At 67.5% G+C, this 19,381-nt stretch carries 23 protein-coding genes; 7 read left to right on the top strand and 16 right to left on the bottom strand.

Translation table 11 applies throughout. The features are described 5' to 3' along the window. Positions 1–64 precede the first annotated feature (64 nt). The gene (greA, locus tag ACQUSX_RS05250) at positions 65–553 is read right to left on the bottom strand and encodes a transcription elongation factor GreA (RefSeq protein ID WP_428905904.1); all 489 of its coding nucleotides are present in this window, start codon (positions 551–553) and stop codon (positions 65–67) included. 121 nt (positions 554–674) lie between these two features. Then, positions 675–1,061: a DUF4307 domain-containing protein gene (locus ACQUSX_RS05245; protein ID WP_428905903.1), complete on the bottom strand. Its 387-nt coding sequence runs from the start codon at positions 1,059–1,061 to the stop codon at positions 675–677. A 74-nt stretch (positions 1,062–1,135) separates the two neighbouring features. On the opposite strand from ACQUSX_RS05245, the gene ACQUSX_RS05240 reads away from it, so the two are divergent. Then, positions 1,136–1,429: a hypothetical protein gene (locus tag ACQUSX_RS05240; protein WP_428905902.1), complete on the top strand. Its 294-nt coding sequence runs from the start codon at positions 1,136–1,138 to the stop codon at positions 1,427–1,429. Positions 1,430–1,456: 27 nt separating this feature from the next. On the opposite strand, the gene ACQUSX_RS05235 is transcribed toward ACQUSX_RS05240, so the two are convergent. Together ACQUSX_RS05235 and trhA are read right to left on the bottom strand one after the other, a co-directional pair. Then, entirely contained in the window at positions 1,457–1,960 is a 504-nt protein-coding gene (locus tag ACQUSX_RS05235; RefSeq protein ID WP_428905901.1) for an S-ribosylhomocysteine lyase, read from the bottom strand. Positions 1,961–2,000: 40 nt separating this feature from the next. Further along, positions 2,001–2,687, bottom strand: coding sequence for a PAQR family membrane homeostasis protein TrhA (gene trhA / locus ACQUSX_RS05230; protein WP_428907594.1), 687 nt, complete (start codon positions 2,685–2,687; stop codon positions 2,001–2,003). Between the two features lie 135 nt (positions 2,688–2,822). On the opposite strand from trhA, the gene ACQUSX_RS05225 reads away from it, so the two are divergent. Beyond that, positions 2,823–3,605 (top strand): isoprenyl transferase, encoded by a 783-nt coding sequence (locus ACQUSX_RS05225; protein ID WP_428905900.1) that lies wholly within the window; start codon positions 2,823–2,825, stop codon positions 3,603–3,605. Positions 3,606–3,903: 298 nt separating this feature from the next. Beyond that, positions 3,904–5,262, top strand: coding sequence for an RNA 5'-3' helicase PhoH2 (gene phoH2 / locus ACQUSX_RS05220; RefSeq protein ID WP_428905899.1), 1,359 nt, complete (start codon positions 3,904–3,906; stop codon positions 5,260–5,262). Between the two features lie 130 nt (positions 5,263–5,392). On the opposite strand, the gene ACQUSX_RS05215 is transcribed toward phoH2, so the two are convergent. From ACQUSX_RS05215 to xseA, 8 genes are all read right to left on the bottom strand, one after another. Next, complete coding sequence (locus ACQUSX_RS05215; RefSeq protein WP_428905898.1) at positions 5,393–5,869, bottom strand: hypothetical protein; 477 nt, start codon at positions 5,867–5,869, stop codon at positions 5,393–5,395. Positions 5,870–6,234: 365 nt separating this feature from the next. After that, a complete protein-coding gene (locus tag ACQUSX_RS05210; protein ID WP_428905897.1) occupies positions 6,235–6,795 on the bottom strand; it encodes a hypothetical protein in 561 nt (186 codons plus the stop codon). A gap of 55 nt (positions 6,796–6,850) precedes the next feature. Further along, on the bottom strand, positions 6,851–7,690 hold the full coding sequence (locus ACQUSX_RS05205) for a DUF559 domain-containing protein (protein WP_428905896.1): 840 nt from the start codon (positions 7,688–7,690) through the stop codon (positions 6,851–6,853). 192 nt (positions 7,691–7,882) lie between these two features. Continuing rightward, complete coding sequence (locus ACQUSX_RS05200) at positions 7,883–9,277, bottom strand: class II fumarate hydratase (RefSeq protein WP_428905895.1); 1,395 nt, start codon at positions 9,275–9,277, stop codon at positions 7,883–7,885. Continuing rightward, positions 9,274–9,948, bottom strand: coding sequence for a carbonic anhydrase (locus ACQUSX_RS05195; protein WP_428905894.1), 675 nt, complete (start codon positions 9,946–9,948; stop codon positions 9,274–9,276). The genes ACQUSX_RS05200 and ACQUSX_RS05195 overlap by 4 nt, the downstream gene beginning before the upstream one ends. Next, positions 9,945–10,586: a DUF4245 family protein gene (locus ACQUSX_RS05190; RefSeq protein ID WP_428905893.1), complete on the bottom strand. Its 642-nt coding sequence runs from the start codon at positions 10,584–10,586 to the stop codon at positions 9,945–9,947. The genes ACQUSX_RS05195 and ACQUSX_RS05190 overlap by 4 nt, the downstream gene beginning before the upstream one ends. Beyond that, the gene (locus ACQUSX_RS05185; protein ID WP_428905892.1) at positions 10,583–10,813 is read right to left on the bottom strand and encodes an exodeoxyribonuclease VII small subunit; all 231 of its coding nucleotides are present in this window, start codon (positions 10,811–10,813) and stop codon (positions 10,583–10,585) included. The genes ACQUSX_RS05190 and ACQUSX_RS05185 overlap by 4 nt, the downstream gene beginning before the upstream one ends. A 10-nt stretch (positions 10,814–10,823) precedes the next feature. Then, positions 10,824–12,098 (bottom strand): exodeoxyribonuclease VII large subunit, encoded by a 1,275-nt coding sequence (gene xseA, locus ACQUSX_RS05180; protein ID WP_428905891.1) that lies wholly within the window; start codon positions 12,096–12,098, stop codon positions 10,824–10,826. Positions 12,099–12,245: 147 nt separating this feature from the next. Here xseA and ACQUSX_RS05175 point away from each other — a divergent pair, with 147 nt between their 5' ends. Genes ACQUSX_RS05175 through ACQUSX_RS05165 form a run of 3 tightly spaced genes read left to right on the top strand, consistent with a single transcriptional unit; the run spans position 12,246 to position 15,124 of the window. Then, positions 12,246–13,298, top strand: coding sequence for a 4-hydroxy-3-methylbut-2-enyl diphosphate reductase (locus tag ACQUSX_RS05175; protein WP_428907593.1), 1,053 nt, complete (start codon positions 12,246–12,248; stop codon positions 13,296–13,298). After that, complete coding sequence (locus ACQUSX_RS05170; RefSeq protein ID WP_428905890.1) at positions 13,295–13,849, top strand: DUF6264 family protein; 555 nt, start codon at positions 13,295–13,297, stop codon at positions 13,847–13,849. Before ACQUSX_RS05175 ends, ACQUSX_RS05170 begins: the two co-directional genes overlap by 4 nt. Before the next feature lie 18 nt (positions 13,850–13,867). Continuing rightward, positions 13,868–15,124, top strand: a complete 1,257-nt coding sequence (locus ACQUSX_RS05165) for a hypothetical protein (RefSeq protein WP_428905889.1) — start codon at positions 13,868–13,870, stop codon at positions 15,122–15,124. A gap of 108 nt (positions 15,125–15,232) precedes the next feature. On the opposite strand, the gene ehuA is transcribed toward ACQUSX_RS05165, so the two are convergent. Genes ehuA through ACQUSX_RS05145 form a run of 4 tightly spaced genes read right to left on the bottom strand, consistent with a single transcriptional unit; the run spans position 15,233 to position 18,337 of the window. Next, a complete protein-coding gene (gene ehuA / locus ACQUSX_RS05160) occupies positions 15,233–16,048 on the bottom strand; it encodes an ectoine/hydroxyectoine ABC transporter ATP-binding protein EhuA (protein WP_428905888.1) in 816 nt (271 codons plus the stop codon). Then, entirely contained in the window at positions 16,032–16,694 is a 663-nt protein-coding gene (ehuD, locus tag ACQUSX_RS05155; protein WP_428905887.1) for an ectoine/hydroxyectoine ABC transporter permease subunit EhuD, read from the bottom strand. The genes ehuA and ehuD overlap by 17 nt, the downstream gene beginning before the upstream one ends. Then, the gene (gene ehuC, locus ACQUSX_RS05150; RefSeq protein WP_428905886.1) at positions 16,691–17,416 is read right to left on the bottom strand and encodes an ectoine/hydroxyectoine ABC transporter permease subunit EhuC; all 726 of its coding nucleotides are present in this window, start codon (positions 17,414–17,416) and stop codon (positions 16,691–16,693) included. The genes ehuD and ehuC overlap by 4 nt, the downstream gene beginning before the upstream one ends. Before the next feature lie 15 nt (positions 17,417–17,431). Next, the gene (locus ACQUSX_RS05145; RefSeq protein ID WP_428905885.1) at positions 17,432–18,337 is read right to left on the bottom strand and encodes a transporter substrate-binding domain-containing protein; all 906 of its coding nucleotides are present in this window, start codon (positions 18,335–18,337) and stop codon (positions 17,432–17,434) included. A 208-nt stretch (positions 18,338–18,545) separates the two neighbouring features. Here ACQUSX_RS05145 and ACQUSX_RS05140 point away from each other — a divergent pair, with 208 nt between their 5' ends. Further along, complete coding sequence (locus tag ACQUSX_RS05140) at positions 18,546–19,304, top strand: GntR family transcriptional regulator (RefSeq protein WP_428905884.1); 759 nt, start codon at positions 18,546–18,548, stop codon at positions 19,302–19,304. Positions 19,305–19,381: the final 77 nt, after the last annotated feature.

The following is a 19,381-nucleotide window of genomic DNA, read 5'->3' as shown; positions in this document are numbered from 1 at the left end:
GCGCACAGAAAGCAGCGGCGGGATGCTCCATCAGGAGCATCCCGCCGCTTGCGTCTGAGTCGGGTCAGCCGGTGAAGGTCTCGACGCCGGTGATCTCGACAGAGATCGAGCGGCCGTTGGGCGCCTCGTACTTGGACTTCGCGCCGACCTTGAGGCCGATGATGGCCTGGCCGAGCGGGCTCGCCTCGCTGTAGACGTCGAGGTCGGTGCCTGCGGCGATCTCGCGGCTGCCGAGCAGGAAGACCTCCTCGTCGCCGGCGACCAGAGCCGTCACGACGGTTCCCGGCTCGACGATGCCGCGGCTGGCGGGAGCCTCGCCGACCTTCGCGGTCTTCAGGAGCTGCTGGAGCGTGCGGATGCGCGCCTCCTGCTTGCCCTGTTCGTCCTTGGCTGCGTGATAACCGCCGTTCTCCTTGAGATCGCCCTCTTCACGCGCGGCTTCGATGCGGGCTGCGATCTCGTCGCGGCCGACGGTGGAGAGGGTCTCGAGCTCTTCGACCAGCCGGTCGTAGGCCTCCTGCGTGAGGAAAGGTACCTGAGCGTCTGTGGACACAGCGTGCTCCTTCGTGCGGGCCCCCGCAGGGGCTTGGGAGAGCCGGGACATCAACCGATGCCCGGGGATATGCCAAGACGCCCCGGCACAGGCCGGGGCGTCGGTCATCTTGCGGATGAGTCTAAGCGACCCAGCAGCTCTTCACCAAACCCGTGGTCGCCTCGGCGACGGTCGGGATGCTCACGTGGACGCCTTGAGTGTGCTTCTCACTGGCGGGGATCTCGACGATCTTCCACCCGACGACGCCGAATTCGACGTCGAGGGCCTCCACCGCGCAGACCACGTCGGTGCCGCGGGGCGCCGTGAACTGGAACTGCAGGTCGACGCTGTGGGCGTCCACGACGGTGAAGCCGAGGTCATCGGCATCCACCGCGTTCATCTGCGTCGCAACGGTCATCCAGCCGAAGGCGATGATGACGGCCGCGACGACGGCCCCGCCCATGATCCAGGGCGCGCGGCGGCGACCGGTGCGGCCGTAGCGCTCATCGAGCTCGCGTGCGGTGGTCACAGGTCTCCCGTATCTCGGACGGCGGATAGGCTGGTACTCCCAGGGTATTCGACCTGCGGAGATAAGGCGGACTCATGATCCTGTTCGGCGAGAACACCCCGATGCCGACGCCGACGATGACCGTCGATCCGGACTCGGTGACGCCCGGGTTCGCCGGCTTCGCGTTCATGGTGGTGATCGCCATCGCAGTGATCCTGCTCATCTGGGACATGAACCGTCGCATCCGCCGGGTGCGGTACCGCGAGGAAGTGCGCGAGGAGCTGGATGCCGAAGAGGCGTCCCTCGAGGATTCCGCACGTGCCACCGGGGCAGACGACACCGGCGCAGACGCCGAAGGCGGCGACGCGCCAGACGAGAAGTCGCGCTGACCGGCTTCTGACGCGGGTATCCGGGGGTCAGACGCCGACGCGCGTGAACGCGTCGAGGCTGATGCCCTGCTCGAGGATGCGCTTGGACCACTCCTTCGCCGAGTGCAGGCTGTGGTCTCGGTAGTTGCCGCACTCCACGGCGGAGACGCCGGGGACGTCGTCCCACTCGGCGGGACCCGCGATGAACTCCAGGCCCGCACGGATCGCCGCGACGACGTCGGCGATCTCGGGCTCGCCCCACATGATCAGATGGAAGCCGGTGCGGCATCCGAACGGCGAGATGTCGATGACGCCGTCGATGCGGTCACGCAGCACACTGGCCAGCGTGTGCTCGATCGTGTGCAGACCCGCGGTCGGGATCTCGCCCTCGTTGGGCTGCACGAAGCGGACGTCGAAGTTCGAGATCGCATCGCCCTTCGGGCCGTGCTCGACGCCGATCAGGCGCACGTAGGGCGCGATGACAGCGGTGTGATCCAGGGTGAAGCTCTCGACGTCGGCCATGGGATGCTGCTCCTTGCTCGGGGTGCTCATTCGAGCGTATCGCCGCAGGCGACCGGGGCGCGCCGGACGGTTACGCCGGAAGGCCGAGCGAAGGCGAGTACGGCGCAAGCGAGATGAGCAGGCAGGCGGTCCAGTGGCACAGGAACGCGAGCACGGTGCAGACGTGGAAGATCTCGTGGAAGCCGAAGTGCCCGGGCCAGGGGTTGGGCTTCTTCATGGCGTAGACGACCGCGCCGGCCGTGTACAGCAGGCCACCCACGCACACCAGCACCATCATCGCGACGTTGGCGATGACCAGATCGACCATGTACATGACGGCTGCCCAGCCCAGCACCAGATACAGCGCGACGTACAGCCAGCGCGGCGCGTTGATCCAGAAGACGCGGAACAGGATGCCAAGGATCGTGCCGCCCCACACCAGACTGAGCAGCAGGATGCCCTTCTGCGGCGGCAGGGCCAGCACGGCGATCGGAGTGTACGTCCCCGCGATGAGCAGCAGGATGTTCGCGTGATCGATGCGCTTGAGCACGATCTTCGTCTTCGGGCCCCAGTCGAAGCGGTGGTACAGCGCGGAGTTGCCGAACAGCAGCAGCGACGTGGTCATGAACACCGCGGCCGCCCACTTCGCCGGCGCGCCCTGCGCGAGCACGATGAGCACGATGCCCGCGACGATCGCGACGGGGAACGTGGCAGCGTGGATCCAGCCGCGCCACGTCGGCCTGATCTCGACCTCGGCGTCGTGTTTCGCCGCCTCCATGAGGGGCAGCTGGGGTACGTCGTCGCCTGCGGCTCGGGTGCTCACGTGCTCACTCTAAGCTCGTGCGCATTCCCTCAGCAGTACATATCCTGTGCAGTCACAGGTCAGGCCGTCCGGTGGCGGTAGCGTAGGCACGTGACTGCACGCGAGAGCTCGGGGCGGGGGCCCCTCTATCGGCTCTACGGGAATCGTCTTCGCCGACGCATCGATCCGGCATCCGTTCCGCATCATGTCGCGATGATGATCGACGGCAACCGGCGCTGGGCACGTCAGCTGGGCTATGACTCGGCGGCGGAGGGGCATCGAGCCGGCGCCGCCAAGATGCGCGAGTTCCTCGGCTGGTGCGACGAGCTCGGTGTCGCGGTCGTGTCGCTGTACCTGCTCTCGGCTGACAATCTGAACAAGCGCGACTCGAAGGAGATCGGCGATCTCATCGAGATCATCGCCGAGCTCGCCGACACCCTCTCGCAGCAGGGCGACTGGCGCGTGCAGCACGTCGGCCGCTCCGACATCCTGCCGCCGGAGCTGTCGCGCGTGCTCGATGAGGCGCAGCACCGGACGCGCGAGAACACCGGTCTGCACGTGAACCTCGCGGTCGGCTACGGCGGGCGCAACGAGATCGTGGATGCCGTGCGCAGCATCATCGGCCAGCACAACGCCTCGGGCGGGACGCTGGACGACCTGGCCGCGCACCTCACGCCGGAGATGATCGGGGAGCATCTCTACACCGGCGGCCAGCCGGATCCGGACCTCGTCATCCGCACCAGCGGCGAGCAGCGGCTGAGTGACTTCCTGCTGTGGCAGAGCGCGCACAGCGAGTTCTATTTCGTCGAGGCGCTCGGCCCCGACCTGCGCGAGGTGGACTTCCTGCGCGCGATCCGCGACTTCGCGGACCGCGACAGGCGCTTCGGTCGCTGAAGCGCCTGTTTACGTTTTGGGGGCCGACACGCCAGATGTCGGACCGGATGCCCGGATTCGGCCGACATCTGGCGTGTCGGCCCCCGATGTGTAACGCGTCACCGGTGCCGGTCGTTCACTTGCACGCCATCGACACGTCACCTCGGTGCGCGTGTCGATCACGAATCCGGGCGCTCCGCGTCGTACCTTCAAGGCATCGGGCACCGTGCCCGGTCGAGTCGGCCTCAAGGTTCGCGACTCGTGGCCCCTGGTCGACTCGCTGCAGAGCCGGGATCATCCCGGAAAGTAGGAGTGGATCGTGACCACACGTACAGCGCAGCAGCAGTCCACCCGCAGGGCAGCCGGAGCCGTGTCACAGGATGACACGGCTCTTCGCACATATGTGCTCGACACATCGGTGCTGCTCAGCGACCCGCAGGCGATGTTCCGTTTCGCGGAGCATTCGATCGTCCTGCCGGTCGTGGTGATCTCCGAGCTCGAGAGCAAGCGTCACGATCCCGAGCTGGGGTATTTCGCCCGCCGGGCGCTGCGTCACCTCGACGAGCTGCGGATCGAGCACGGTCGGCTCGATTTCCCGGTCGAGGTCGGCGAGGGCGGCACGCTGCGTGTCGAGCTCGGCAACGCCGACCTGTCGGTGCTGCCCGCGGGCATCCGACTGAGTGACAACGACAGCCGCATCCTCGCCACGGCCGCGCAGCTCGCGCAGGACGGGCAGCAGGTCACGATCGTCTCGAAGGACCTTCCGATGCGGGTCAAGGCGGCGTCACTCGGACTGGCGGCCGAGGAGTACCTCGCCGAGCAGGCGGTGGATTCGGGATGGACCGGCATCTCGACGCTCGACCTGTCGGGCGATGAGATGAGTGATCTGTACGAGAGTGAGGTCGGGCTCAGCGAGGAGGTGCGCGGCGTACCCGTGAACACGGGGCTGATCATCCACTCCGAGCGCGGTTCGGCGCTCGGCCGGGTGGTCGCCGACGGCGAGTTCCGTCTGGTGCGCGGCGACCGCGAGCTGTTCGGGATGCACGGGCGCTCGGCCGAGCAGAGGATCGCGATCGACCTGCTGCTCGACCCGGAGGTCGGCATCGTCTCGCTCGGCGGGCGAGCGGGCACGGGCAAGTCGGCCCTGGCGCTGTGCGCGGGGCTCGAGTCGGTGCTCGAGCGGCAGCACCAGAAGAAGATCATCGTGTTCCGGCCGCTGTTCGCCGTCGGCGGGCAGGAGCTCGGTTACCTGCCGGGCGATCAGGGCGAGAAGATGAACCCGTGGGGACAGGCGGTGTTCGACACGCTCGGCTCGGTCGTCTCCGGCAACGTCCTCGATGAGGTGGTCGAGCGGGGGATGCTGGAGGTGCTGCCGCTCACGCACATCCGGGGTCGATCGCTGCATGACGCATTCGTGATCGTCGACGAGGCGCAGTCGCTGGAGCGGAACGTGCTGCTGACGGTGCTCAGCCGGATCGGCCAGAACTCACGGGTGGTGCTGACCCACGACGTCGGTCAGCGCGACAACCTGCGCGTCGGGCGCCATGACGGCGTCGCCAGCGTCATCGAGACGCTCAAGGGACACGACCTGTTCGGGCACGTGACGCTGCAGCGCTCGGAGCGCTCGGCGATCGCGGCCCTGGTGACAGACCTGCTGGAGGGAAGCGAGCTCAGCTGAGGGGGTTTCAGCAGAGCTCGCCACCGCGCCCGGCCGCTCAGCGGCCGGGCGCGGTGTCGACCGTCCCTAGTTCCTAAGCGTTTGACGGCCGGCGAGCCCGGACGGTGGGCCGGTCCGGCGCATGAGGGGATCAGCAGCCGGGGGCGGTGGGGCGTTCGTCGCAGGTGTGGGCGACGAGGGCGGTGTGCGCCTCGTAGATGCGGATGGTTTGCGGGGCGCCGTCGATCGTGAGTTCTCCGGCGATCGGGAACCATCCGACACCGAGGTCGATCTCTGCGGTGTACGCGATATCGACACGGGCGTCGTATGTGCCGCGCTGGGCGTAGCTGTGACTCGTATCGGTGGGAGTGAACTGGGGGAGGTCGAGGTCGTCCCAGCTCTCGCCGGCGGTGTCGGATGCCCGTGACTCGCCATCTCCGTAATGGAACGTGAACATGATGGGCGTGAATCGCACCTGGATCGGGAACCCGAACAGTTCACCGCTCTGGGTGTGGGTGGTGGCGTCGGTCGTGAAGTTGGTGGGCAGGCCGGCGACGCCGAGATTGTTCGGCTCGCCGACAAGGGTGCCGGCGTCGGGGACGAAGGACGCGAGATCAGTGATGGTCACCGGTGGCATCGCCGGCGTGGAATCGCCTTCTTCTTCTTCGGTGTCTTCGGATGGCTGCTGGAGCTCCCAGCACGAGATCATCGCGTCCCAGTTGACGCGGCACTCTTCGGGTGTCGGAGGCTCCTTTGGGGTGTACCCGGTCTGCTGCGTGCCACCTTCTTGATTGCCGCCTTGCCCGCTTTGCGCACCGTCGTGTCCCTCAGTCGTCTGGGTGCCATGCGCGTTCGCGGCGCCGTCCGCAATCGAAGTGGCTGGGCAGAATCCGAGTGTCTGCAGGACTTCCTTCGTGCATAAGGGGCCTGTGGCGGCATGCGCAGGAATAGCTCCGAGGGAGAACAAGGCGATTCCTATAAGCGCGGCGGCTCCTAAGCGGCGCATGACGAGGCGTCTCCTTCCTGCTCCTCGGAAACGAGGTAGACACCATCCACCCATATCATTTGCACGAGTTGCGCAACCGTCGTAGGTCGAGCTGGTAGGACGGCTTCAGTGCCGTCTTCGAGAAGGACACGCGTTCCTGAGAGGTCGAGACAGACGACGGCTGACAGTTGCGCCCCATTGTCCTGATACGAGTCTTCCACGGGAAGGAAATCAGCGACTTGTACGTCACCTGCGAGTGACAGGCCGGCGTCGCGCAGTTCCGTCCGTCCATCGATGGCGGCCTCAAGAGCGGTTCCGATCAGGTAGTCGTCAGGTTTCGCACCCTTATCGCCCTTCCGATGCGAGTTACCGGCATCGTTGTACGCCCGGTACGTCTCTTCCGCGGCGGCGAAGGCCTCTTCCTCGCTCGCGAACAGGGCAGTCTTCGTCGGGGTCGGCTCCGGTTCGGGCGAGCAGGCGGACAGCATCCCGAGCACGATCCCGGCGGCGGCGATCGCCGCACCGGCGCGCAGGGTCACGGTCATCACGGGCGCGCTGCTCATCGTCACCAGATCACGCTAACCCGAACCGTGAAACGCGCGCTGAAGTTATCCACAGGCCCGTTCATGCGTGCTCCCGCAGCCTCTTCAGAGCACCCAGCACAGCGGACTGTACGGACGGCCAGTCGTGCACGAGCTGCGCGTAGTCGAAGCGCAGCGTCTCATAGCCGAGATGTGAGGCCGCAGCATCCCGTCGCAGATCCTTGTGCCGCTTGCCGGGCTCCTCATGGTTCTCTTTGCCGTCTGCCTCGAGGATCAGGCGTCCGCCGATCACGAAGTCGACCTTGCCCACGCCCTTGATGACGACTTGACAGTCCAGGCTGATGCCCAGGACATGCAGCCGAAGCCGAAGCAAGGACTCCAGTCCGCTGTCGGCGTCGTGGCGTGCGATGTCGATCAGCCATCGTGCATATGCAGGCAGGGCGTCGCGGATGCGTGTGCGCGCCGCACGCGACAATTTGCCCAGCCGCCATGCCGATTCAAAAGAGGCGAAGAACGACTCGTCGCCTTCGCAACGGTGCAGATGCACCAACGCTGTCTCCACGTCGACCGTGCCGAACACGGTACGCCCGCGAAAGTAGTGGCTGGTGCACCGGCATCCGACGTGCGTGTGCGCACGGCCTCGGCGCCCGAGCCATACGTGTGGCGGACCATCCTGCTCTGCTATCACCCACACGCCATGCTGGCGAAGTGCCTCGGCGCATGTCAGCGCACCACCGTGCCGAACCGCCTCGCGCGCCGCATTGCCAAGGCCGGCGGATGCGAACACTCCCGGCCGCAGTCGCTCGATGCTTCCCGATCGCACTGCCTTGCTGAGCTGCATCCGGCTCACGCCGTACTCCTGCAGACGAGCCCCTCGTGCCAGACCACCGAGCCGTGTGACGAGCACCTCTGGATTGAACATGTTCCCAGCATCCGACCGACGAGGGACACCCGACGTACCGAACCCCGACGACTGGGGACAACCGGCCGTCGGCAGCAGACTGTGGACAGTTACAGAACGGGGGCCGACACGCCATCCGTCGGACCGAAACGAGCGTTTCGTCCGACATCTGGCGTGTCGGCCCCCGAAGTGTAAACGAGGAACCGCGGGACCTCAGCCGGCGTGGGTCATGCTCAGCAGATCGAGCTTCTCGTCGAGCACCTCTTCGGTGATCTCGCCGCGCTCGACGTAGCCGAGCTCGATCACGGCCTCGCGCACCGTGATGCCCTTGGCGACGGCGTGCTTGGCGATCTTCGCGGCGGCCTCGTAGCCGATGACCTTGTTCAGCGGAGTCACGATCGACGGGCTCATGCCCGCGAAGGCGGCGGCGCGCTCGACGTTGGCCTCAAGGCCGTCGATGGTCTTGTCGGCCAGCACGCGCACGGCGTTGGAGAGCAGGCGGATCGACTCCAGCAGTGCCGTCCCCATGACCGGGATCGCCACGTTCAGCTCGAACGCACCGGATGCCCCGCCCCAGGCCACGGTCGCGTCGTTGCCGATCACACGGGCGCACACCATCAGCACGGCCTCCGGCACGACCGGGTTGACCTTGCCCGGCATGATCGACGAGCCGGGCTGCAGGTCGGGGATGTGCAGTTCGCCGAGGCCCGTGTTCGGGCCCGAGCCCATCCAGCGCAGGTCGTTGTTGATCTTGGTCAGCGACACGGCGATGGTGCGCAGAGCACCGGATGCCTCGACCAGGCCGTCGCGGTTGGCCTGCGCCTCGAAGTGATCCTTCGCCTCGGTGATCGGCAGCTCGGTCTCGGCGGCGAGCAGCTCGATGACCTTCTGCGGGAAGCCGAGGGGAGTGTTGATGCCGGTGCCGACGGCGGTGCCGCCCAGCGGGACCTCGGCGACGCGCGGCAGCGCGGACTGCACCCGCTCGATGCCCAGGCGGATCTGGCGCGCGTAACCGCCGAACTCCTGGCCGAGGGTGACGGGCGTCGCATCCATGAGGTGCGTGCGACCCGACTTCACGACGCTCTTCCACAGCTCGGCCTTCGCCTCGAGGGCGACGGCGAGGTGGTCGAGCGACGGGATCAGGGTGTCGATCAGCGCCTGCGTGACGGCGATGTGCACCGAGGTCGGGAAGACGTCGTTCGACGACTGCGACGCGTTGACGTGGTCGTTCGGGTGCACGGCTGAGCCGAGGATGCTGGATGCCAGGTTCGCCAGCACCTCGTTCATGTTCATGTTCGACGAGGTGCCCGAGCCGGTCTGGTACGTGTCGACGGGGAACTCGCCGTCGTGCTTGCCGGAAGCCACCTGGTCGGCGGCCGCGGCGATCGCGTCGGCGATGGCTCCGTCGAGGGTGCCGAGCTCCTTGTTCGCGAGGGCCGCGGCCTTCTTGATGCGGGCGAGCGCGGCAATCTGGGTGGATTCCAGGCCGGAGCCCGAGATCGGGAAGTTCTCGACGGCGCGCTGGGTCTGTGCGCTGTACAGCGCGTTCAACGGCACCCGCACTTCGCCCATGGTGTCGTGCTCGATGCGGTACTGCTGTTCGGTCATTCCGATCCCTCCTTGGATTCGGGGTCGATCCCCTCGGTGTCGATGCCCACAGTGACGACGGGCACGGCGCTGCCCTCTGCGAGTCGGTAGTTGGCGCCCACGATGCCCAGGCGGCCTTCGGCGACGGCGTTGCTGATCATCTCCGACGAGTGCAGCAGGTCGGCGACGGTGTTGCGCAGGTGCTCGCGGCCGACGAGCTCGGCGTCGATGTCGGCGGGCGTGGTGCCCTCGGTCTCGGCGAACACCTTGCGTGCGGCGGGCACGATCGGGGCGATGAGCTTCCAGATGCCCGCCGGCAGCGGTTCGGCGTCGATCGCCGTGCCGTCGATGGCGGCGCGCACGGCGCCGCACGAGTCATGGGCGAGCACGACGATCAGCGGCACGTTCAGGATGCCGACGGCGTACTCCAGGCTGGCGACGATCGACTCGCCGATGACCTGACCGGCGTTGCGCACCACGAACAGATCGCCGAGGCCCTTGTCGAAGATGATCTCGGCCGCCAGGCGCGAGTCCGAGCACCCGAACAGCGTCGCGATCGGGGCCTGGCCTTCTGCGAGCTCGTGCCGCTTGTCGATGTCCTGGTGGGGGTGCCTCAGATCGCCGGCGACGAACCTTCGGTTGCCGTCGAGCATCTCCTGCCAGGCTTCGGCGGGTGTGAGTGTCGCAGTCATTCGGCCTCCTCCAGGTCGTTCAATTGTGCGGACAGGGATTCGGCGAGTTCGGCGGTGGACTCGGCGGAGCGTGAGCCGTACAGAAGCACGTAATCGGGACCGGCCTGGGTGCCGACGGCGTACGAGATGTTGGCGTCGCCGCCGCTGCCCAGCTCGAACTCGTCCCACTGGCGACCGTCGATCGTGATCTCGCCGGTGGGGGCCTTGCCGCTCAGCACCTGCGGTGCCCACGACACGTCGGTTCCGAACGCCTGGGCAATGCGGATGAAGCCGCGCTCATCGTCGGCTGCAGGAGCGAGGGTGATGTCCCAGACCGGCACGGCGCCGCCTTCCAGCTTCGCGGCGTTCACCCGCCAGAAGTCGTCGACCTCGGGGACGATCGCGGGTCGCTGCATGCTGGTCTCGACGTCGGCGGCGACGGCCGCCACATCGATCTCGGGTGCTGGGGTGCGCTCGCCGCGTGGCACGCCGAACACGATGATCGCGACGACCGCGACGGTGGCGAGGAGGGCGGCGATCAGGTTTCGGAACGTCTGGCTCGAGCGATAGACGCGGCTGGACTCCGCTTTGCGGTCAGCGGTCTCCTGCGGAGTCTCGGGGCGTCCTAGGCCGGCGACGACCCGTGCCTGCTTGCTCATTCCTCATCTCCAGCGGATGCCGCATCGCGCGCCGCATCCAGACGGCGCTTCGCGCCGAGCAGCCACTCCTCGCAGCGGGCTGCGAGCGCCTCGCCGCGCTCCCAGAGTGCGAGGGAGTGCTCGAGAGTGGGGGAACCCTGTTCGAGTTCGGCGACAACGCGCACGAGTTCGTCGCGCGCGGCCTCGAACGACAGCGATTCGACGGGGGAGTCGTTGGGCGCGGTCACACCCTTCATCCTATCCGGCCTCCGAGATCTCCCCTTCGGAGCGAGCACGCAGCGACCCGCGGTCGAGCGTTACGGTCAGTGCGGTGCCGGCGGGGGCGTCTGCAGCGTCGGCCAGGATCTGTCCGTCGCGATGCACGATGGCGTAGCCGCGGGCGAGCGTCGCGGCGGGGGAGAGGGCACGCAGCGAGGCGCGCAGCTCTGCGGTCGCGCGCTGTGCGGCATCCAGTCCACGGCTCACGGTGTCGCGACCGCGGGATACCAGCAGCCACACCTCCTGCGCGCGCTCGCCGATGATCGGGTCGGGCGAGAGCAGCACGGGTCGGGAGCGCAATTGCTCGAGCTGGGCGATGTCGTGCGCGACGCGCTGGGTGAGCCGGGTGGTGGCCCGAGCCCGCAGCTGTGCGACGATCGCACGCTGCTCGCCGACGTCCGGGACGACGCGCTTCGCAGCATCCGTGGGGGTCGACGCGCGAAGGTCGGCGACGTCGTCGAGCAGGGGGTGGTCGTTCTCGTGGCCGATCGCGCTGACGACGGGCGTGGATGCCGCCGCGACCGCACGGATGAGCCGCTCGTCGCTGAAGCCGAGCAGCGTCTGCGGGTCGCCGCCGCCGCGGGCGATGATGATGACGTCGACCTCGGGATCGGCATCCAGCCGCTGCAGCGCCGCGACCACCTCGGGAACGCACCGGTCGCCCTGCACGGCGACGTGCTCGGTGCGGAAGCGCACCTGGGGCCATCGCAACTCGGCGTTGCGGTGCACGTCCTTCTCGGCATCCGACTTCTCGCCGGTGATCAGGCCGATGCCGTGCGGCAGGAACGGCAGCGGCTTCTTGCGCGCCGCATCGAACAGACCCTCCTGTCTCAGCTGCGCGCGCAGCTTCTCCAGACGCTCGAGCTGATCGCCGAGTCCCACATGTTTCATCGCCGAGACGATGAAGCTGAAGTCGCCGCCCTTGACGAAGTAATCGGCTTTCACTGCTGCGACCACGTGATCGCCGACCGCCAGGTCGCCGGGGATGCGCGGGCGCACACTCGACCACACCCGTATGGCGATGTGGGCGTCGGAGCGGACGTCCTTCAACCGCGCGAAGACGTTGCCGGCGCGCACGTTCCACGACGTGATCTCGCCCTCGACCCAGACCGTGTTCCAGCGGGCGATGAAGTCGCGGATCGTGCCGTTCAAGCGGGCGACCGAGGTGGGGGCGTCGGGTCGCGAATCTCGCGGAGCGACGGAGTCCGCTGGTGGCGGCTCGCCCGGAACGACGGCGGCTTGGAAGACGGTCATGCGTCCATTGTTCCGGATGCCACGGACGGGCGCGTCGGCGCAGCATCCGACCCGGCCCGCTCGCGGCAGCTGCCCGCCCGCTCCCGGCCCCTGAACAGGCAGGCTCGGTAGACTGGAGGGGTGAGTACACCCGCCATCTCGCTTCCCATGCCGCAGATCCCCGCTCGGCGTCGCGCCGTCGTGCGCACGCCCCTGGAGAACCGTCCTGTTGCGGGTGAGAAGCGAGTGCTGCTGGCCGCGCCGCGAGGCTACTGCGCGGGCGTGGACCGCGCGGTGGTCGCCGTCGAGAAGGCGCTGGAGCGCTACGGCGCCCCGGTGTACGTGCGCAAGCAGATCGTGCACAACATCCACGTCGTCACCGAGCTCGAGCAGAAGGGCGCCATCTTCGTCGAGGAGGTCGACGAGGTTCCCGAGGGCGCGCACATCGTCTTCAGCGCGCACGGCGTCTCGCCGGCTGTCGTCGAGGCGGCATCCGACCGCCAGCTGCACGCGATCGACGCGACCTGCCCGCTGGTGACCAAGGTGCACCGCGAAGCCGTCCGGTTCGCGCGGGACGACTTCGAGATCCTGCTGATCGGCCACGACGGCCACGAAGAGGTCGAGGGCACCGCGGGTCATGCACCCGAGCGCGTCACCATCGTGAACTCGCCCGACGAGGCCGACACCGTGCAGGTCAAGGACCCCTCGAAGGTCGTCTGGCTCTCGCAGACGACGCTCTCGGTCGACGAGACCATGGAGACCGTCAACCGGCTGCGCACGCGTTTCCCCGAACTGCACAACCCGCCGTCGGATGACATCTGCTACGCGACGCAGAACCGTCAGGTCGCCATCAAGAAGGTCGCGAAGGACGCCGATCTCGTGATCGTCGTCGGCTCGGCCAACTCGTCCAACAGCGTGCGCCTGGTCGAGGTCGCCCTCGAGTACGGTGCCAAGGCGGCCTACCGGGTCGACTATGCCGAAGAGGTCAAGCAGGAGTGGCTCGACGGCGTCGAGACCGTCGGCGTCACCAGCGGCGCCTCCGTGCCCGAGGTTCTCGTCGAAGAGGTGCTCGAGGCGCTGAGCGAGGCCGGCTATGCGGACGTCGAAGAGGTGCGCACCGCTGAGGAGGACCTGATGTTCTCGCTGCCGAAGGAGCTCCGACAGGATCCGTCCGGCAAGCGTGACGAACGCGCGCTCGGAGGGCGCGCCGCACGCGCATGAGCACTGACAGGCCGCAGTACGGCGAGTACGCGACGCCCGAGGAGCAGCGGGCCCGGGCCGGTCTGCCGCCGTTGGGATCGGATGCTGCGGCATCCGTCCCGCACGACTCGCATGCGAACCCGAGCGCGCACTCGCCCGCGCTCGTTTCGGCGCCGTCCGCACCCGCAGCGCAACCGGCGAACCGGATCGGACGCCTGATCACGGCGGTGCTGCTCGGCATGGGACTGGTGAACGTGCTCATGTCCGTCCCCGGCTTCCTCGACCTGTCGACGACGCTGAGCGCCTCCATGCAGATGTTGGGCGTCGAGGGCGAATTCACGAACTTCGCCGCCGCGCGGACCTGGGGCGTCGTGTCGGCCATCGTCATGATGGTGGGCTACGCGGCGACCGTCTGGCTGGCGTTCCGCCGGATCAGGACCGGACGCTCAGCGTGGTGGATCCCACTGGTCGGATTCGTCGTGACGATGCTGCTCGTCTCGGTGTGCATCTCGGTGCCGATGATGGGCGATCCGGCTTTCACTCAGAGTCTTCTCACACCGCCGGCGGGGTAGCCCGGGTAGCCTCAAGAGGTGTCAGCAGAGCAGATCGCCTTCCAGGTCACGTACGCATCGATCGATTCCGGTGATGGAGCGGATCCGACTGCAGCGGCCGAGCGCATCCTGCGCTCCGAACGCGTGATGGCGGCGCTGCGCGGGTTCGACGGCGACGAGACGGTCGTGCTGATCCCGGTCACCGAGCAGGGCGACATCGTCGCGCTGGACGCCGAAGGCCGCCTGCGCTTCGACCTCAGCTCGGTGCGGCTGCAGGAGCTGTTCGCCGAGGCGGGGCTCAACCTGAACCTCGGACTCGACGACGACGCGCTCGAGACCGTCGATGCCGAGCTCGACGAGCAGTTCGGTGAGGCTTTCGAGCAGTTGGACGACTCGGCCGCATCGCCGGAGGACCTGGCCGGATTCGGGATGCCCGAGGGAGAGCTCGACGAGGACCTGTTCGCCGCCGAACCGGTGAGCGTCGCGGAGTTCTCGCACCGCGGCCCGTGGGCGGCGAGGCTGACCGCCCAGGTGCTGGGCACCGAGGTCGGATATCTCGAGGCGGGCACGTGGTCGCTGTACAGCTACCGCACCGACGAGCCGCACATGGCTGTCTCCGGCGGCCGCGCTGACGGCCCGATCATCGAGATGAACGTGCCCCAGCACGGCGACGCATGGGTCGAGGTCACCTCGCCCGGCGGACGCTCGGCGATGTTCTGGCCGAACTCCGAGCAGCACACCCGCCCGGTGCTCGACATCGACGCGATCGAGGTGCCCGAGAGCGCAGAGGTGTACCGGCGCATGCTGACAGAGGCCGACGGGACGCGTGATGAGCTGTCGTCGCTCGAGATGGCGGATGCCATCGACATGGACGCCGCGCAGCGCGCGTGCATGCCCGAGGCTCTGGGCGGGACCGTCGGCGAAGGGGAGCGACTGCGCGCCTTCGTCGCCGCCTTCGGCGTGCCGACGTCGCTTGTCGATGCCGGGCTCGATGGCCGGGGCCTGGGACGCACGTTCGCTCCTCGCGGCTGGCCGCGCACGGCCGGAGACTTCCTGCTCGGAGGCCTGGTCGAGACGACGCCGCTCACTCGCCGCGACCGGCCGGTGGCGCGATTCGCGCGCGTCTTGCGCAAGCATCCGATGCTCGGCCTCTCGCTCAGCACGGCTGAGCTCACCGCCGGCGTCGCACTCAGCCGCGGCAGGTCCGGGATCGGTCGCGGTGTCGGCATCCTCCTCGTCATCGACGCGACCGCCGACATCGGCATCTGGCTGGTGCGGATGCTGCGGCGTCGCTGAGGGACGCGGGAGGCGCGTGTGCGCCTGCCGCGGAGATGTGCGCCTGCCGCGGACGAACTGCCGCATCGGACCCGCGCGAAGCGCACATTTCCGCGCGAAGCGGCAGCGTCAGAGCACGGCCGCGAGGAAGTCCTTCGTGCGCTGCTCCCGCGGATCGCTGAAGATCTGATCCGGTGAGCCCTCCTCGACGATGCGGCCGCCGTCGAACATCAGCACCCGGTTCGACACGTCGCGCGCGAATTGCATCTCATGCGTGACGATCAGCATCGTCACATCCGTGTCGCGTGCGATGTCGCGCAGGATGTTCAGCACCTCGCCCACCACCTCAGGGTCGAGGGCGCTGGTCACCTCATCGAGCAGCAGGATCTCGGGCTCCATGGCCAGCGCGCGCGCGATCGCGACGCGCTGCTGCTGTCCACCGGAGAGCTGCGTCGGGTGGGCGTCCGCCTTGTCGGGCAGTCCGACCATCTCGAGCAGCTCGTGCGCACGGGCGACGGCCTGCGCCTTCGGCACCTTGAGCACGTGCACGGGAGCTTCGATGATGTTCTCGAGCACGGTCATGTTCGGGAACAGGTTGAACTGCTGGAACACCATGCCGATGCGCTTGCGCATCTCGTTCTTGTGCTTCTCCTTCAGCTCGACGCGCTTGCCATCCTTCTCATAGTGGGTGAGGGGATTGCCGTCGATGAAGATGTAGCCGTCGTTCGCCTCTTCGAGCGTCATCACCAGGCGAAGGATCGTCGTCTTGCCCGAGCCGCTGGGCCCGATCAGGGTGACGCGATCGCCCTTGCGCACGGTGAAGTCGAGGTCGTGCAGCACGACGTGGTCGCCGAAGCGCTTCTCGACCTTCGCGAACCGGATGGCGGGCACCTCGCCGTCGTTCAGCGTGATGGCACCGGTGTGGGTGTCAGGTTGTGTAGGCAAGGCGCTTCTCCAATCGCCCGATGAGCAGTGAGGTCGGGTAGCTGGCGACGAGGAACAGGATCCCCGCCATGGTGATGGCTTCCATGAACCGGAAGTGCGATCCGCCGTACTCCTGCGCGGCGCGCACCATGTCGGTCACGGTGATGACCGCGAGGAACGGCGTCTCCTTGAACATCGAGATGACGTAGTTGCCGAGCGCCGGCAGCGTGGAGCGCAGCGCCTGCGGGATGATGACGGCGGTCCAGGTGCGTCCGCGCGACATCGACAGGGCGGTGGCGGCTTCCCACTGCCCGCGCGGCACCGCATCGATGCCGGCACGGTACACCTCGGCCATGTAGGTGGCGTAGTGGATGCCGAAGATCAGCACGCCCAGGGTGAGGGGAGGCACCGCAGTCAGCGCGTAGTAGGCGAACAGCAGCTGCACGATCAGCGGCGTCATGCGGATGAAGTTCATCACGAACGTCAGCACGGCGGCGATCGGGCGGGGTGTGCTCTTGCGCGCCAGGGCGATGATCAGGCCGAGCACCGCGGCGATGATGCTGCCGAGCACGGTCACGTAGAGGGTGACGGTGAGGAACGCCCACAGCATGTCGGGGAGCGCCGCGAGGGCGTGATCCCAGTTCCAGATCACTCGATCGTCGTTCACGGGACGTCCCCCTCTGCATCGACGGTCGGCGCTGCGACCGCTTCACGCAGTCGGGTGCCCTGACCCAGCCGGTGCTTGGCACGGGCCTCGAGGGCGTTCATGGCGATGGTCAGGATGTAGGCGAGCACGAAGTAGACGACCAGTCCGAGTGAGTAGGCGAAGACCACGTTCGTGTCGATGCGCAGCTTGTTGAGCTCAGCCGTGAGGTCGACGATCGTGATGAGGTAGACCACGGCCGTGCCCTTGAGCAGCTGGATCAGCAGATTGGTCAGCGAGGGGATCATCAGTGCCCATGCCTGGGGGAAGATGACCCGCCACATGCGCTGCGTGCGCGAGAGGCTGAGCGCCGTCGTGGCCTCCCACTGACCGCGCGAGACCGAGTTGATCGATCCACGCACGACTTCGGCGCCGTAGGCGCCGTAGTTGAGCCCCAGACCAAGGATTCCGACGAGCACCGCGGGCAGCTCGACGTTGAACGGCGGGAGCGGCAGCACGAAGAAGAGGAAGAACAGCTGCACCAGCAGCGAGGTGCCGCGGAACACCTCGATCACGGTGCGGGCGAACCCGCGCAGCAGGACGTTGTCGAACCGGGCCAGCAGGCCCAGTGCGATGGCGATGACGAACGCCAGCAGGGCGCCGCCCACCGTGAGCTGAAGGGTCACAAGCAACCCGTCCAGCAGGTAGGGCAGCGCCCCCTGGAGCGCCTCGATATTCTCGGTCACGTCGGGTGAGAGGTGTCAGCCGAGGTCGCCGGAGCAGAGCTGCGCGGTGGTCAGATCTGCGGGCGGCAGGTTCTCGGCGGTGAAGCCGAACGGCTCGACGAGGTCGAGGTACGCCTGCTCGTCTCCCGTGACCTTCGCGAGCTCTTCGTTGTACGCCTCGAGCAGCTCGCTGTCCTGCTTGCGGAAGACGGTCGCGCCGGCGCCGATCTGCTCGACACCGTCGATGACCTGCACGAAAGCGTCGGTGGTCTCGAGTGTGTCGCTGTCCTGCGTCATCCAGTTCAGCGAGACGGCGGTCAGTGCGAAGGCATCCGCGCGGCCGGCTTCGACGGTCTCGAGACCGGCGGTCGCACTGTCGACCTTGATGACGTCGGTGATGCCGAGGTCTTCGGCATAGCCCTCCTCGATCGCACCGGACTGCACAGCGAGGGTGATGCCGCCCTTCTCTGCGATCGAGTCGAGGTCGGTTAGGCCCTCGGGGTTGCCCTTCGGCACGGCGAGGGTCGTGGTGTACATGATCTCGGGGTCGCTGAACGCGGCCTGCTCGCAGCGGTCGGGAAGGATCGACATGCCTGCGCTGATGACGTCCCAGCGGCCGGCGTTCAGGCCGGGGATGAGCGAGTTCCACTCGACCTCTTCGACCTTGACGTCATCGATTCCGAGGTTGCTGAAGATCTCTTCGTGCATGGCGATGGTGGCGCCGGTGGGCTCGCCGCCCTCGACCCACGAGTACGGACGCTCGGATGCCACGGCGAGGGTGATCGTGCCGGACTTCTGCGCCTTCTCCAGCGTGGACTGGGCGTCTCCGCCGCCACCGCCGCCGTCTCCACCGGCGGTGTTGTCACCGGATGCGCAGCCGGCGAGAGCGAGTGTGAGCACCCCCAGAGTGGCGAGTGCGGTTCGGGTCGTGCGCTTGCTCATGATGCTCCTCTTCGTGACTGTCAGTCGCGCCGGAGTGGGCGGCGACCGCGAAACACGATACGGGACATTGTCTACCCACGTACAATCAGACGTGCAGATTGTCGACAATGAGACAGAACCGTTGCCGAGGAGTCGTGACCGCGAAAGCGGCCCGAAGCGCGCGACAATGAAGTGAGACGCGAAGCGTTCCACGGATGAGGAGACCTGTATGCCACGTGACCTGCCCCGATCCGTCGGCCGGGCCTCAGTGCTGCGCGTGCCGCGCCTGTCGACCGTCGACCTGATCGCGATCGAGCTTCGCAAGGCGATCTTCTCGGGTGCGCTCGCCGTCGGAGCGTCGCTCGGCGAGGTCGAGATCGCCTCGCAGCTCGGAGTCAGCCGCAGCCCCTTGCGTGAGGCCGCCCAGCGGCTCGTGCAGGAGGGCATCCTGGTCGCGATTCCCGGCCGGGGCATGAGCGTCGCGGTGATCGAGGGCGATCAGATCGCGGATGTGTACGAGATGCGGCTCGCCATCGAGGCACAGGCCGCGCGGCGCATCGCGCGCGCGGGAGACGCGCAGGCGCTAGGCCGCATCACTGCGGCCTATGAAGAGCTCGTGGCGGTCAGCGAGGGTGAGGATGCCCGTGCCATCGGCGACGCCGATCTGGAGTTCCACCAGATTCTCGTCGACGCCGCGGGAAGCGACCGCATGACCCGCGCGATGGCGACCCTGGTCATGCAGACCCGCATCGTGAGCTTCAGTGTGGCGGAGGGCTACTCCGTCCGCCGCTCGGTGTCGCCCACCTACCGCGCGCTGCTCGACGCGCTCGCCGTCGGCGACGTCGATGCGGCGGTCACAGCGCTCGAGACGCAGTTCTCGGATGCTGTGTCGCGCCTGCGCGGAGACGCGGACGTCGACACGGTCGAGGTCGACGTCGAGGAGGAGGGCCAGGTCTTCCAGCGCATCGACTCCGCAGCCGCCGACTGAGGTTGTCGAAGACTCAATTCAACGCATTTAGTACATAGAAATGGACTCCTGAGGTATATTTCTGTGTACCGAAGGAG

It is taken from the genome of Microbacterium alcoholitolerans, assembly GCF_050408615.1.
In the GTDB taxonomy this organism is placed as follows: Bacteria; Actinomycetota; Actinomycetes; order Actinomycetales; family Microbacteriaceae; genus Microbacterium.
This window is presented reverse-complemented; position numbering and strand designations above follow the sequence as displayed.

Excerpts from the sequence above, each read along its gene's own strand:
- ACQUSX_RS05240 (WP_428905902.1), top strand. The coding sequence starts at position 1,136 with ATGATCCTGTTCGGCGAGAACACCCCGATGCCGACGCCGACGATGACC.
- ACQUSX_RS05235 (WP_428905901.1), bottom strand. The coding sequence starts at position 1,960 with ATGAGCACCCCGAGCAAGGAGCAGCATCCCATGGCCGACGTCGAGAGC.
- trhA (WP_428907594.1), bottom strand. The coding sequence starts at position 2,687 with ATGGAGGCGGCGAAACACGACGCCGAGGTCGAGATCAGGCCGACGTGG.
- ACQUSX_RS05205 (WP_428905896.1), bottom strand. The coding sequence starts at position 7,690 with ATGTTCAATCCAGAGGTGCTCGTCACACGGCTCGGTGGTCTGGCACGA.
- ACQUSX_RS05200 (WP_428905895.1), bottom strand. The coding sequence starts at position 9,277 with ATGACCGAACAGCAGTACCGCATCGAGCACGACACCATGGGCGAAGTG.
- ACQUSX_RS05195 (WP_428905894.1), bottom strand. The coding sequence starts at position 9,948 with ATGACTGCGACACTCACACCCGCCGAAGCCTGGCAGGAGATGCTCGAC.
- ACQUSX_RS05190 (WP_428905893.1), bottom strand. The coding sequence starts at position 10,586 with ATGAGCAAGCAGGCACGGGTCGTCGCCGGCCTAGGACGCCCCGAGACT.
- xseA (WP_428905891.1), bottom strand. The coding sequence starts at position 12,098 with ATGACCGTCTTCCAAGCCGCCGTCGTTCCGGGCGAGCCGCCACCAGCG.
- ACQUSX_RS05175 (WP_428907593.1), top strand. The coding sequence starts at position 12,246 with ATGCCGCAGATCCCCGCTCGGCGTCGCGCCGTCGTGCGCACGCCCCTG.
- ACQUSX_RS05170 (WP_428905890.1), top strand. The coding sequence starts at position 13,295 with ATGAGCACTGACAGGCCGCAGTACGGCGAGTACGCGACGCCCGAGGAG.
- ACQUSX_RS05145 (WP_428905885.1), bottom strand. The coding sequence starts at position 18,337 with ATGAGCAAGCGCACGACCCGAACCGCACTCGCCACTCTGGGGGTGCTC.
- ACQUSX_RS05140 (WP_428905884.1), top strand. The coding sequence starts at position 18,546 with ATGCCACGTGACCTGCCCCGATCCGTCGGCCGGGCCTCAGTGCTGCGC.